Annotated in this window: 13 protein-coding genes; 7 read left to right on the forward strand and 6 right to left on the reverse strand. The window is 62.4% G+C overall.

Annotation, left to right across the window (positions count from 1 at the left end; all coding sequences use genetic code 11):
- Window positions 1-33 precede the first annotated feature (33 nt).
- The gene (locus JNC62_RS14505) at window positions 34-588 is read right to left on the reverse strand and encodes an RBBP9/YdeN family alpha/beta hydrolase (RefSeq protein WP_374839723.1); all 555 of its coding nucleotides are present in this window, start codon (window positions 586-588) and stop codon (window positions 34-36) included.
- A gap of 157 nt (window positions 589-745) precedes the next feature.
- Here JNC62_RS14505 and JNC62_RS14510 point away from each other — a divergent pair, with 157 nt between their 5' ends.
- Window positions 746-1,546 (forward strand): DUF2189 domain-containing protein, encoded by an 801-nt coding sequence (locus JNC62_RS14510; RefSeq protein ID WP_374839724.1) that lies wholly within the window; start codon window positions 746-748, stop codon window positions 1,544-1,546.
- A 612-nt stretch (window positions 1,547-2,158) separates the two neighbouring features.
- Here the strand turns inward: JNC62_RS14510 and ilvC are convergent.
- Both ilvC and JNC62_RS14520 read right to left on the reverse strand, forming a co-directional pair.
- On the reverse strand, window positions 2,159-3,178 hold the full coding sequence (gene ilvC, locus JNC62_RS14515) for a ketol-acid reductoisomerase (protein ID WP_374839725.1): 1,020 nt from the start codon (window positions 3,176-3,178) through the stop codon (window positions 2,159-2,161).
- A 45-nt stretch (window positions 3,179-3,223) separates the two neighbouring features.
- Complete coding sequence (locus tag JNC62_RS14520) at window positions 3,224-3,913, reverse strand: TetR/AcrR family transcriptional regulator C-terminal domain-containing protein (RefSeq protein WP_374839726.1); 690 nt, start codon at window positions 3,911-3,913, stop codon at window positions 3,224-3,226.
- A 563-nt stretch (window positions 3,914-4,476) separates the two neighbouring features.
- Here JNC62_RS14520 and JNC62_RS14525 point away from each other — a divergent pair.
- Together JNC62_RS14525 and JNC62_RS14530 are read left to right on the forward strand one after the other, a co-directional pair.
- Window positions 4,477-4,890 carry a BRA0787 family protein gene (locus tag JNC62_RS14525; protein ID WP_374839727.1) on the forward strand — a complete coding sequence of 138 codons (414 nt, stop codon included), beginning with the start codon at window positions 4,477-4,479 and terminating at the stop codon, window positions 4,888-4,890.
- Window positions 4,891-5,152: 262 nt separating this feature from the next.
- Window positions 5,153-5,362, forward strand: coding sequence for a cold-shock protein (locus JNC62_RS14530; protein WP_192245584.1), 210 nt, complete (start codon window positions 5,153-5,155; stop codon window positions 5,360-5,362).
- 118 nt (window positions 5,363-5,480) lie between these two features.
- On the opposite strand, the gene JNC62_RS14535 is transcribed toward JNC62_RS14530, so the two are convergent.
- A complete protein-coding gene (locus JNC62_RS14535) occupies window positions 5,481-5,945 on the reverse strand; it encodes an Lrp/AsnC family transcriptional regulator (protein ID WP_374839772.1) in 465 nt (154 codons plus the stop codon).
- Window positions 5,946-6,121: 176 nt separating this feature from the next.
- On the opposite strand from JNC62_RS14535, the gene JNC62_RS14540 reads away from it, so the two are divergent.
- Window positions 6,122-6,844 (forward strand): aspartate/glutamate racemase family protein, encoded by a 723-nt coding sequence (locus tag JNC62_RS14540; RefSeq protein ID WP_374839728.1) that lies wholly within the window; start codon window positions 6,122-6,124, stop codon window positions 6,842-6,844.
- Between the two features lie 138 nt (window positions 6,845-6,982).
- Here JNC62_RS14540 and JNC62_RS14545 read toward each other — a convergent pair whose 3' ends face one another.
- A complete protein-coding gene (locus JNC62_RS14545; protein ID WP_374839729.1) occupies window positions 6,983-7,735 on the reverse strand; it encodes a pyridoxine 5'-phosphate synthase in 753 nt (250 codons plus the stop codon).
- Between the two features lie 246 nt (window positions 7,736-7,981).
- Between JNC62_RS14545 and JNC62_RS14550 the strand changes: the two genes are divergently transcribed.
- Entirely contained in the window at window positions 7,982-9,172 is a 1,191-nt protein-coding gene (locus JNC62_RS14550; RefSeq protein ID WP_374839730.1) for a hypothetical protein, read from the forward strand.
- Window positions 9,173-9,399: 227 nt separating this feature from the next.
- A complete protein-coding gene (locus tag JNC62_RS14555) occupies window positions 9,400-10,047 on the forward strand; it encodes a MerR family transcriptional regulator (protein WP_374839731.1) in 648 nt (215 codons plus the stop codon).
- Window positions 10,048-10,093: 46 nt separating this feature from the next.
- Here JNC62_RS14555 and JNC62_RS14560 read toward each other — a convergent pair whose 3' ends face one another.
- Window positions 10,094-11,221: an ATP-dependent DNA helicase gene (locus JNC62_RS14560; RefSeq protein ID WP_374839732.1), complete on the reverse strand. Its 1,128-nt coding sequence runs from the start codon at window positions 11,219-11,221 to the stop codon at window positions 10,094-10,096.
- Between the two features lie 255 nt (window positions 11,222-11,476).
- On the opposite strand from JNC62_RS14560, the gene JNC62_RS14565 reads away from it, so the two are divergent.
- Window positions 11,477-12,499, forward strand: a complete 1,023-nt coding sequence (locus JNC62_RS14565) for an AbrB family protein (RefSeq protein WP_374839773.1) — start codon at window positions 11,477-11,479, stop codon at window positions 12,497-12,499.
- Window positions 12,500-12,521 lie beyond the last annotated feature (22 nt).

Consider the following 12,521-nt stretch of genomic DNA (forward strand, 5'->3'; position numbering starts at 1 on the left):
CGCCCGCACGCGTGTTTGCGGCGACGACAGGCCTCAAACCTTCAGGCGGCCGAGGAACTGCGCAAACACCATGCCGCCTTCCGGCCAGGGGCCATGACCGGATTCGGTGTTGATGTGTCCCGACTGGCCCGCGTCGACGAGCAACGATCCCCAGGCATTCGCTATGTCTTCCGCGTGCTCGAAGCTGCCGAACGCGTCGTTGCGGCTCGCCACCATCAGCGAAGGAAATGGAAGCGGATCGCGCGGATAGGGGCCGAATGTCATAAGGTGCTTTGGTCGAATGGCGGGATTGGCCACGTCGGGAGGCGCGACCAGAAACGCGCCGACGATCTTGTGGCCCACCGCCGGCACGGCGTGGATCGCGGTTGCGACGCCGAGCGAATGGGCGACGATCACCACCGGCTTCTCGGCCGCCTCGACTTCTTCGACGACGCGGCGCACCCAGTCTTCCCTCACCGGCTTGGCCCACTCCGCCTGTTCGACGCGGCGCGCGGTGGAAAGCCTCGCCTGCCACCGGCTTTGCCAGTGATCAGGCCCGGAGTTCGTGTAGCCGGGCACGATGAGAATATCTGCTTCAGACGCTTTCATAATGCAGCGATGTGCGTTCGCAATGCCCCGGAGTCAAGGGGCAGGACAACTCGGTGCAACGATGTTATGGTTTAGCGACACCTAAAAGACCTCCGTGTGGCGACGCATGGCTTCCCCACGGCGGCCCTGACGGCTCAACCGGCAAGGAGGACTGAGTATGGCAACATTTCATGTGATGTCGGGCGCACACCATGGAGCCACCCAACCCAAGGTCCGCAAGATCGGCATCGGCGAGGTCTGGGATGCGTTCTGGTTGGGGTTGGACGACTTTCGCGAAAAGCCGTCGCACTACGTTTTTCTATGCCTGATATTTCCCATATCCGGCGTGGCCCTCATCACCTGGAGTTCCGGGGCCAATCTCCTGCCGATCATCTTTCCGCTGATGGCCGGGTTCGCGCTGCTCGGGCCCGTCCTTGCTTTAGGCCTGTATGAGGTCAGCCGCCGCCGGGAAGCCGGTCTCGACAGTTCCTGGCAGCACGCGCTCGAGGTCCGGGATTCTCCTGCCCTGCCGGCGATACTGGCCGTCGGCGCCTTTCTTTTCGCGCTGTTCATCACCTGGATCCTCGTTGCGCAATATCTCTACGCAAGCCTCTTCAGCCCGCAACCGCCGGACTCGCTCTCGGTGTTTTTGTCCCAGATCTTCGGCACCACCGCCGGATGGACGCTGATCGTCCTCGGCAATCTCATCGGCTTCTGTTTTGCCGTTATCGTCCTCGCCACGACGGTCGTCGCCTTTCCGCTGCTGCTCGATCGCGACGTCGGTGCGGTTTCAGCCATCGAAACATCGCTGCGCGCGACCATGACCAACCCGATCCCGGTCGCCTTCTGGGGGCTGATCGTGGCCATTTGCCTGGTTATCGGCACGATCCCGGTCTTCGCCGGTCTCGCGGTCATGATGCCGATCCTCGGCCACGCCACCTGGCATCTGTATCGCAAGCTGGTCGTGGCCGAGACGTGATGGCCGGCCAGACCTGAGGCCATAACTGCTATCTGGAGCGACGACGGCGGTTGCCGTCGTCGATACCGACGGCAGGATCCGCTCGCCGCGACCATTCAAGCCCTGCGCGCCGGCGCACGCGGGGCGATTGTCGCCGAAGGGAAGTCGAGCGCCGCCGGCGCCGTTCAAGAACGGTCCGACGGCGGCCCGTTTCAGGCCTTGCCTTCCCCGCCATAGGCACTTGCCAGCACGAGCGCGACGATTGCACTCAGGATCACCACATCGAACCAGGCGAAATGGTAGAAAAACGTTGCCATCACACTATCCTCCCCGATCGTGAAACGACATTGGGTAAATAGTGTTCCCTTCGCGCAATGATTGCAACGGCCATTTTTCCCGGCAGATCCGAGAGATAGCCCTGCGCGTCGATCACGGTGCTTGATCGAACCGCCGGCGCAGGTGATGGTGCGACGAGCCGATTTTCGACCGTGTCACCGCGACGACGATCCGCACCGGAAAAGAAGAAGCCGGGAACGTGTCCCGGCCTCTTCGTCATTGAGCAGCGTCGAAGGCGCCGCCGTTCGCACTCGCCCCAACCGCTGCGACAGGGCGAAGCGGCGCCCGATCGAGTGCTTAGTTGACGGCCTTGTCGACCAGCTTGTTCTTGCCGATCCAGGGCATCATGCCGCGCAGCTTGGCGCCGACTTCCTCGATCTGGTGGGCATCATTGTTGCGGCGAATGCCCTTGAAGCGTGCGCCGCCGGCCTTCCATTCCTGCATCCACTCGGAGGTGAACTTGCCGGTCTGGATGTCCTTCAGGACGCGCTTCATCTCGGCCTTGGTCTCGTCGGTGATGATGCGCGGGCCGGTGACGTACTCGCCCCACTCGGCGGTGTTGGAGATCGAGTAGTTCATGTTGGCGATGCCGCCTTCATAGATCAGGTCGACGATCAACTTCACTTCGTGCAGGCACTCGAAATAGGCCATTTCCGGCGCGTAGCCGGCTTCCACCAGCGTCTCGAAGCCGGCGCGGATCAGCTCGACGAGACCGCCGCAGAGGACGACCTGCTCGCCGAACAGGTCGGTTTCGCACTCTTCCTTGAAGTTGGTCTCGATGATGCCCGAACGGCCGCCGCCAACGCCGCAGGCGTAGGAGAGCGCCAGGTCAAGGGCGTTGCCGGAAGCGTTCTGGTGAACGGCGACGAGGCAGGGAACGCCGCCGCCCTTCTGGTATTCGCCGCGAACCGTGTGGCCCGGGCCCTTCGGCGCGATCATGACGACGTCGACCGAGGCCTTCGGCTCGATCAGGCCGAAATGGACGTTGAGGCCGTGGGCAAACGCGATTGCCGCGCCGTCACGGATGTTGCCGGCGATGTCGGCCTTGTAGATGTCGGCCTGCAGCTCGTCCGGGGTCGCCATCATCAGGAGGTCGGCCCACTTGGCGGCTTCGGCAACCGTCATCACCTTGAAGCCGTCGGCCTCGGCCTTCTTGATCGTCGGCGAACCGGCCTTCAGCGCGATCGCGACGTTCTTGGCGCCCGAATCCTTCAGGTTCATCGCGTGGGCGCGGCCCTGCGAGCCGTAGCCGACGATGGCAACATTCTTGGCCTTGATGAGGTTGAGATCGGCATCACGATCGTAATAGACGCGCATCGATGTTTCCTTCCCTTGCTTGTCCGTTTACCTCGAGCGAACGCCCTATGCGTCCGCCGTTGCTTCCACGCCGTAAAGCGCAAGGAAGGACGTCACCGCCCGTTCCGCCCGCCCGGCGAATTCCTTTTTCAGAGCCTTCGGATCCTCACCGAGCAGCATCCGCAAATGCGCGTCGGTCACGATCAGCCCATACAGCGTGCCGTAGGCCTCGTCGGCATCGTCAAAGGCCAGCAGCCCTGCCCTGCGACCGGCCTCCAGCAATATCGCCGCCCGACGCCCGATCTGGCGCCGGCCACGCTCCTCCAGCAGACGCCCGAGTGTCGGCGCGTCGCTGCGACCAGTCCCGCCCCGATTCGTCTTGCCCACCGTCTGGCCGATCGCCAGACGGTTCAGCGCCAGCGACACATCGCCGGACAGCACATCGAGCAGATCGTGCGCAAAGACGGCAAGATGCCGGTGCAGGCCGTCGGCCGTCAGCGCCGCCGCATCGACCTCGACGGTGCGGACCTTGCCCGCCTGGTATGAGATCATTGCCGACAGCAGACCGTCGCGGTCGCCGAACCATTTGTAGAGGCTTTCCTTGGAGCAATTGGCGGCGCGAGCCACGCCGGCGGTGGTCACCGCCTTCTCGCCGCCCTCGACGAGCAGATTGAGCGCGCTTTCGAGCACGGCATTCTGGCGGTCGGTCAAGCCGACCCGCTCCGTCGCTCCTGCACTCTCCCTGGCTGTCTGCACGTGCCGTCTCCTTGCGTACCGTACGGTACGGTTCGGCACCGTTCTAGGCCATCCCGGCCCGAGCGGTCAACAGCAATTTTGGCTCGCGCCGTTGCCGGCCAGAGCGACCGGCCGATCGGAGCAGTCGCACACTGCGGCGGCATGAATATGGTGGATTCGATGGAAGGTATGTCGCCCAGCGAAGCATGCCGCCGGTTTGGCCGCCATTCGCAGTGACGCCGCCGGCGACGTGGAACGCCATGCAAGGCTTGGAGCCATCACCCGACTGCTTGTGCGATCTCCGCAGCAGGGTTGATTCTGGAACGTGAACATCGATTCCGACCGGAACATCATCGAAAGAAGCGTATGAATCACAACATGCACAGACCACCTCAACCGTTTGAATTGAAACAAAATTGCCAATCTGCCGCGCAACAGCGCATGTTCGCGCATCATTTTCCTCTTCCCAAGACATTTCAACTCGATAGAATTGGTGAGGCTGCAGTGCGATTGCGAGTTCGCGAAATCGTGCGGCATGCCGCTGCAGGAGTACGCAGCCACCACCGACGCCAAGGAGACAGAAAATGATGAATTTCCTGCCTGACCTTCACGAAGGACACGCTTCCATCACCCTGCAACACCTGTTTCGCGATGCAATCGACGCCTTCGACGACTGGAAGGTTGGCGAGGCCGAGCCATCCGTTATGCACGACGGCATGCTGGTCCCGATCAGCACGGTTTTCGACGCCCTGCGCGACTGCACCGACATCGTTCCCAAGACCGTCAAGGAAATCGTGACCGAGCGACTGACCAAACCCTGGGACGGCGAGGGCCCGCTCGATGCCATGACGTTCTCCACCGCCGCGCGCGTGATGGGTGTCTTGATCCGCAAACGCCGTCTTCAGGAGGGATTGACCGAGACAGTCTTCGTGACGCGTGAGCGCCGCGCCGCCACTTCATTGACGGCCGGAACGTTTTTGGCGCACCGTCGCGCATGATGTCGCGGCGGTGCGCCCCCCTTCTCATCGGCCGCGACGCAGGTTCAAAAAGGAAGTGCACGCCCATGGCTGAAGACCGCTTTGCTGATCTTGACCTTTTCCACCAGATCGCCTATGTGACGGCGATCGAGATTTGAACGACGACTTTTGCTTCGCGCTCCCGGCGCATGTTGACGAACTTCCCCTTCAAATTCGACCAAGCTGGATCATCGGTCGGTTTGGCCGGTTATCCGATTATGATTTGCCGAGGAAAGGTTTCGTCATGGCAACTGGTACTGTCAAATGGTTCAACACCACCAAGGGTTACGGTTTCATCGCTCCCGATAGCGGCGAGCCGGATGTATTCGTGCACATCTCTGCCGTTCAGCGTGCGGGCCTCGCAGGCCTGAACGACGGCCAGAAGGTCAGCTACGAGCTCGTCCGCGACCGCAAGTCGGGCAAGATGTCGGCCGACCAGCTGGAAGCAGCATAATCACCCTTGAGGTGATTTCCGCCGTTGACCAAGGATGTACTGGCAGCGGCAGGAGAGACGAAAGGCCGGGTTCCCGGCCTTTTTTGTTGCCTGTTTTTTCGGCCCGCGGATGGTAATGCTACCTCGCGTAAGCGACGGGAACAGCATTTCCGCTTTTGAGCACTTCCATGGAGATCGACGCCGACACGTCGAACAGTTCGACCTTTCGCACAATTTCCTTGTAGATGACGTCGTAGTGTTCCACCCGCGGCAGGACGATCTTCAGGATGTAGTCGTAGTTGCCGGTCAGCCGGTGCGCCTCGACTATCTCGGCAATACCGCTGATGGCCTTGCGAAAGAGCTCGATCCACTCGTCGCTATGGTGCGCCGTCTTGATCAGCGCAAAAACCGTCGTCGGCACACCCATCTTTTCACGGTCGAGAACGGCGACGCGTCCGGTGATGTGTCCGCTCTCCTCAAGCCTTTGAATACGCCGGGCGCAAGCCGACAGCGACAGGTTCACCCGCTCGGCCAGTTCCGCGACCGGAACACCGGCATCCGCCTGCAGCAGCGACAAGATCTTCGTATCACGCTCATCGAGAATCATGGGTTCAGCTCCGACTGAGTACGAGAGTTGCGCGAATATTTCGCGCAAAACATCCTATCTGCAATAAAAATTACGCGCATTCATGAAGTTCGCCGCCGCATTTCGCGAACAATTGCCGTCGCGCCCGGTGCATATTGCGCTTCAATACGATTTGGCAGCGGGGAGCAGGACATATGAAGACGATCGGTCTCATCGGCGGCATGAGTTTTGAGAGCACGGCGGTCTACTACCGCATTATCAACGAGGCCGTACGCGAACGGCGCGGCGCACTGCACTCCGCCGAGATCGTCCTCCATTCCGTCGATTTCCAGGGCATCGTCGACCTGCAGAAGGCGGGCCGCTGGGACCTCGCCGGGGAACGCCTCGGTCGCGTTGCCAAGCACCTGGAGAACGCCGGGGCAAGCTGCGCGCTGATCTGCACGAACACGATGCATCTGGTCGCCGGCACCGTTCAATCCGCCGTGACCGTCCCGGTCATCAACATCATCGATGAAACGGCGAAAGCGCTGAAGGCTGCCGGCAAGCAGCGGCCCCTGTTGCTGGCCACCCGCTACACGATGGAGCACGGCTTCTACACGGAGCAGATGGCACGCAACGGTCTCAGCGCCATCGTGCCGGAAGCCGACGATCGTGAGGCAGTTCACGACGTTATATTTCAGGAGCTTTGTGCCGGCAGGATCCTGAATGAATCAAGAGACCGGCTGTTCGGCATCATCGAAAAGGCAAAAACCGACGGAGCCGACAGTGTCATCCTGGGCTGCACCGAGATCTGTCTTATCCTGGATCCGGACGCCCTTCCCCTCCCCGGCTTCGACTCCACCGCGATCCACGCAAATGCGGCGGTCGACTTTGCCCTCGGGGAAGCGATGCATACGCACCCGACATTGGCGGCCTGATGCCTGGTTCTGGCCAACGACTGAAAGACGGCCACGCCGAGATTCGCGGTCGTCTACGCGAGGCCGCAACCCAATTAGCCACCGCGTTGCGCGATTTGATCGGAACGCACTCTGCAGGCAATTAGTCAGTCAGGCCGCTCAGGCGTCCTGGCCGCAAGCGCGGCGGAAGCGGCGCACCGTTTCCGCCATCCCGTACACCAGCGCGTCCGCGGTCAGGCCGTGCCCGATCGAGACCTCGGCCAGTGCGGGGATGCGCGTAACCAGCGCGGGCAGGTTGGCGACGGTCAGGTCGTGGCCGGCGTTGACGTCGAGGCCGAGATCGAGGGCAATCTCTGCGGTCTGGCCCAACGTCTCCGCCAGGCTCGCCGCCTGCGCCGGGTCGTCATAGCAGCCGCCATAGGGCCCGGTGTAGAGCTCTATTCGATCGGCGCCGACCTCTCTGGCAATCTTCAATGCCTCGCGATCCGGATCGCCATCGGCAAACAGCGACACCCGCAGCCCAAGCTGCTTGATGCGGCCGACGACCTTCTCCAACAGCGCGCGATCCTTTTGGAAGTCCCAGCCGTGATCGGAGGTCGCCTGCGACGGATCATCCGGCACCAGCGTGACCTGTTCCGGTCGATGCTCTTCGACCAGCCGCAGAAAGCCCTCCTCCGGAAAGCCCTCCATATTGAACTCGGCGCCGGGGAAGGCGCCATCGATCAGGGTCCGGATCGGACCGAGATCAGAAAATCGTATGTGGCGCTGGTCGGGCCGCGGGTGCACCGTGAGCCCGCTGGCGCCGGCTTCAAGAGCGATGCGACCCAGACCCGTGACGCTCGGCCACGGCAGGTCGCGCCGGTTGCGCAACATCGCGATCGCGTTCAGATTGACCGACAGTTTCGCAGCCATGGCAGCACCTTTCTCGTTCTCCGAGGCAAGGTCTAGCCTGTTGTTTCCTATCGTTCAATCAGGCTTTTGCGGGGTCGGGCGCTTGCGACGATGATGACCCGCCTTGTTCGCCGCTCGCGTTCACCGCAGCACAGCAGCAACACCGAGTTGCTTTTCGATCATTGGGGACCAGACAACAACTTGCGTGCCCGGAAGTTTCACCGATAGGTTCGGTGCAAAGACAAACACCTATCACCCCTTTAATGAATGACGACGAATGAGCAGCAACATGGTCGCAGCGGCGATGTCGCGGTGAAAGGCTCCGAAGTGTCCGCCGAGACGGTCCAAGCCTGCGTGAAAGACATCCTTGCAAGCCGGGTGTTTTCACGGTCCGGACGGCTGCGCGCTTTTCTGGAGTATGTGGTCGAACGCCAATTGGCGGGCAAGGCCGGCCAACTCAAGGGGTATACGATTGGCATCGACGTCTTCGGACGCCCGACCGGTTTCGATTCGGGCAGCGACCCGATCGTGCGCGTCCAGGCGGGGAAGCTCAGAAAACTGCTCGAAGAATACTATGCGGGCGAAGGAGCGAACGCACCGCTTCGCATTCGCATTCCGAGGGGCAGCTATGTTCCCGAGTATGAAATGATGGCGGCGGGCAGCGGGGGGGCCGCGAAGCCGGCACCGGTCAACGTCGCGTCGGAGCGCACGCGGAAACGACGGCCCTGGTGGCACGGCAGACAACCCGCGCCGGTCTCGTCGCATCTGGCGCTTCTGACCCTGTTGCCCTTGTTCGTCCTCGCCCCGGCAACCGCCCCAAAGACCGCACTCACCTCAATGGCAGGTGCCAGCTTTTCGATCGAAGCATCTCCTGACCACGGCACGACATTACCGAGCCTGCGGATCGAATCCTGCCCGGATGGGGGCGGCAACTGCCGCCGCTTCGCCGCGGCGATCGCAAATGCGGCAGGCTACTACCGGACGGTTCGCCTGGCGCCGGAACTCGCGCACGGTCAGCCAGGCCCGCTTTTCTACACCCTTCGTCTCGAGGCCGGCAGCAAGAACGACGCCGTTTTTGCGCGCCTGGTGCATGACGAGAGCGGCGCAACGATCCACGCGGAGCATTTTCCTGCCAGGGAGCTCGATGACAAAGTCGGAGCGACTTATGAGGCCGTCTCTTATGCCGGCCGAATTCTTTCCGCGAATGGTCGGATCTATCAGCATGCGGCTCAATTGGGCACAGTGACCAGCTTGATGACATGCCTGCGCGAAACGGACCGGCTGCGCGCCTCGGGTGGCGTCGCTGATTCCTGCCCCCCGTCGCCACACCTTGATAGCTCGACGGCTCCCCTCGCCCCTGCAAGTCGTATCGGCAATCTGCGCCAAGAGTACGGAGCAACGTCCGATTCCGCACGCGCCGACAACCAGACGCGCAGTCGCATGCACCCCAAGATATAGGGGTTTGAAACCTCGCGCGCAGCGTCTAGTCTTGTCGCATCCCGCAATGTTGGGCACGGCAGCGGCGACAGCTGCCCTCGCGAACGGGATGAAAATCGACATCGGATCGAGGACTGCTGAGTGCTCTGGCAGCAAGCGCTGCCTCGATCCTGCAGACAGACGGGAATATCGATGCCGGCATTTCAGCCAAGGTGGTCTTCATGATCTCGCGTGAGTCACGGAAAAGCATGGCGGCAGGTGGGCGTACGATCCGCTTTCTGCCCGCCGCCCCCCTTCCGGACGATCTCCCGGAGGGCCGGCTTGCGATCGCCGATATGGCGAACGCCTTCGGAGTCACCCATCGCACGCTGCATTTCTACGAGGAAAAAGGCCTGCTGACCGCCGCACGTGTCGGCCCGATGCGCGTCTATGGTCCGAACGAGATCCAGCAGATGGCGCTGGTAAACACCTGTCGCGAGACCGGCATGCCGGTGGCAGCCATTCAGGAAATGCTTGAGGCGCTTTGCGGTGCCGGATGTCAACAAGAGGCCGACAGGATTTTCCGCGACGCGATGATCGCACGCAAGCGCGAACTGACAGCGCAGCAATCCGCCATTCGCCGCCAGATGCAGCAGATCGGCGAACTGCTCGATTTCGGCACCGGGCAGGAGAACGAATCGAACGACACGGGCGAGCATGAAGAGTTGTCCGACGTCGAGCTGCGCTGCCTGACCCTGATGGCCGAAGGGTATCCGACCACCCGCATTGCCCGCGCGCTGGAGATCGAGGCCGGCCAGGTGCAGGTCATGGAGAGGGACATCATTCGCAAGTTCGACGGCAACAATCGCTTTCAAGCCGTCGCCAAGGCCGTCATGCTCGGCATCATCGGCAATTGACGCGTGACGCGCAAGAATGTGCAGCGGCTGCTCGCCGCAGGCACCTCTAGCGAACGATGGTCAGGGTCTCGGCGGCGCGGGTGATCGCGGTATAGAGCCAGCGCTCGCGCGTGTCGCGGAACGCCCAGCTCTCATCGAACAGCACCACGTTGTTCCATTGCGAGCCCTGCGCCTTGTGCACGGTCAGGGCATAGCCGTAGTCGAACTCGTCGTAGCGTTTGCGCGTCGACCAGGGGATCTCGCCCTCGACGTTCTCGAAGGCGGCCTTCAGGAGCTTGATCTTCGCCGCGCCCCTGTCCATGTCGTCGTCCTCGGGACGGATCATCAGGTTGATGCCCGGTTTCACCGTCTCCTTCGACGAGGTCATGACCTGCCACAGCGAGCCGTTGAGCAGGCCCTTGGCCGGATCGTTGCGCAGGCAGACCAGCTTGTCGCCCGATTGCGGGTAGTCCGTCGTAAATCCCTTCAATTCCCGCAATCGCGTATTGTAGCGCCGGCGCGTCTTGTTGGTGCCGACCAGCACCTGATCCGCATCGAGAACCAGCGACTGCGTCACCTCGCTCTTGGGGATCACCTTCGCCGTGCCCCAGTCACCGTGCATGATCTCCCTACCTTCGCGCACCTGCATGGCAAGCTGGATGATCGGGTTGTCGCGCGCCTGGCGATGGATGTCGGTGAGCAGATAGTCGGGTTCTTCGTTTGTAAAGAAACCGCCTCCCGAGACCGGCGGCAGCTGGCCGGGATCGCCGAGAACGAGAATCGGCGTGCCGAAACTCATCAGGTCCTTGCCAAGGGCCTCGTCCACCATCGAGCACTCGTCGACGATGATCAGGGCGGCCTTTGCGACCGGGCTCTGGCGGTTGATGGAGAACATCGGCGCAATCGAGGTCTTGCCGGTTTCCTCGTCTTCGACCTCCTCCTCGCCACGCGGCCGGTAGATCAGCGAGTGGATCGTGCGGGCGTTGCTCGCTCCCTTTGAGCGAAGCACCTGTGCCGCCTTTCCGGTGAAGGCGGCAAACAGCACCTCGCCGTCCACGTGCTCGGCAAAATGCCTTGCAAGCGTGGTCTTTCCGGTTCCGGCATAGCCGAACAGCCGGAACAGCGGCGAGCGGCCTTCCTTCAGCCATCGCGAGACCGCCTTGAGCGCCTCGTCCTGTTGCGGTGCGAATTCCATGGTGGGGGACTTGGCAGGATTCGGACGCTCGATGCAAGGAAAACAGCGCCTCCCGGCGAAAGATCAGCGTTGGCGCAGCCTATCCCGATCTCCCGCGTGCGCCACGCGGGCTTCTAAACGGCAAGAAATAGCGCTGGCGCGACATCCGGCTTCGCCATATGTACGCCGTATGAGCCGCCGCCCGGAATGCGCGCCGTGAGCGCCCCCTCTCCTTCCGAGACGATCGAGGCCTCCGGCTTCGGGCGTCTTTCCGCAATGGCGCAGTGGCTCCTGCTGCTTGTCCTGTCCTTGCCGTTGACCGCCTTCTTGTACGCTGTCGAGGTTCCGGCGGGGTTGTTGATGGGACCGTTGCTGGTCGGCATGATCGTCGGCATGAACGGCGGGACGATCCGTTTGCCGGGCATCTTCTTCTTCGTCGTCCAGATCGTGCTCGCCATGATGATCGCCGGCATGGTGTCGCCGAGCCTCGTCGACACCTTCGCCGTGCGCTGGCCGCTGTTTCTGGCGATCGTTCTTTCGGTCATTTTCATGAGCACGCTGTGCGGCTGGATGATCACCCGCGCAGGTGTCCTGCCCGGAACAACCGCCATCTGGGGTTCCTCGGCCGGCGCCGCCTCGACGATGCTCCTAATGGCAGGGGCCTATGGCGCCGATGTCCGCCTTGTCGCCTTCATGCAGTACATGCGGGTGGCGTTCGTCGCGACACTCGCGACCATGATCGCGCATTTCGGCGGGCATCAGTCAATCTCCGACCGATCGGACACAATTTTCGGCCCGTTCGACGCGCAAAACTTCGCGCTGACGCTTGCGGTCGGCATCATCTGCGGCTTTGCCGGTCGTCGTCTGCGAATCCCGGCCGGAGCGTTCCTGGCACCTTTCGCCGTCGGCTCGGCGCTCAGTCTCACCGGTGCGCTTGCCGTCGAACTGCCGCAATGGCTGCTGGCGATCTCCTTTGCCCTGCTCGGCTGGAACATCGGCCTCGGCTTCACGCGTCAGATCCTTCGCCACGCCCGCTGCGCATTTGTGCCGACGATCCTCTCCATCGTCGCGCTGCTGGCCTTCTCCGGCCTGCTGGCCGTGCTGCTCGTCTGGATGCTCGGCATCGATCCGATGACCGCTTACCTGGCGACAAGCCCGGGTGGGCTGGATTCGATCGCCGTCATCGCCGCCTCCAGCAATGTCGACATCTCCTTCGTCATGGCGCTGCAGACGGCGCGGCTTGTGATCATCACGCTGGTCGGGCCAATCATCGCCCGCTTCGTCGCCGACCGCGCCTAGCTCGCGCGAGCGTAGGCGATTG

The organism is Mycoplana ramosa (assembly GCF_041930185.1).
In the GTDB taxonomy this organism is placed as follows: Bacteria; Pseudomonadota; Alphaproteobacteria; order Rhizobiales; family Rhizobiaceae; genus Mycoplana; species Mycoplana ramosa.

Excerpts from the sequence above, each read along its gene's own strand:
- JNC62_RS14505 (WP_374839723.1), bottom strand. The coding sequence starts at position 588 with ATGAAAGCGTCTGAAGCAGATATTCTCATCGTGCCCGGCTACACGAAC.
- JNC62_RS14510 (WP_374839724.1), top strand. The coding sequence starts at position 746 with ATGGCAACATTTCATGTGATGTCGGGCGCACACCATGGAGCCACCCAA.
- ilvC (WP_374839725.1), bottom strand. The coding sequence starts at position 3,178 with ATGCGCGTCTATTACGATCGTGATGCCGATCTCAACCTCATCAAGGCC.
- JNC62_RS14525 (WP_374839727.1), top strand. The coding sequence starts at position 4,477 with ATGATGAATTTCCTGCCTGACCTTCACGAAGGACACGCTTCCATCACC.
- JNC62_RS14530 (WP_192245584.1), top strand. The coding sequence starts at position 5,153 with ATGGCAACTGGTACTGTCAAATGGTTCAACACCACCAAGGGTTACGGT.
- JNC62_RS14540 (WP_374839728.1), top strand. The coding sequence starts at position 6,122 with ATGAAGACGATCGGTCTCATCGGCGGCATGAGTTTTGAGAGCACGGCG.
- JNC62_RS14545 (WP_374839729.1), bottom strand. The coding sequence starts at position 7,735 with ATGGCTGCGAAACTGTCGGTCAATCTGAACGCGATCGCGATGTTGCGC.
- JNC62_RS14550 (WP_374839730.1), top strand. The coding sequence starts at position 7,982 with ATGACGACGAATGAGCAGCAACATGGTCGCAGCGGCGATGTCGCGGTG.
- JNC62_RS14555 (WP_374839731.1), top strand. The coding sequence starts at position 9,400 with ATGGCGGCAGGTGGGCGTACGATCCGCTTTCTGCCCGCCGCCCCCCTT.
- JNC62_RS14560 (WP_374839732.1), bottom strand. The coding sequence starts at position 11,221 with ATGGAATTCGCACCGCAACAGGACGAGGCGCTCAAGGCGGTCTCGCGA.
- JNC62_RS14565 (WP_374839773.1), top strand. The coding sequence starts at position 11,477 with ATGGCGCAGTGGCTCCTGCTGCTTGTCCTGTCCTTGCCGTTGACCGCC.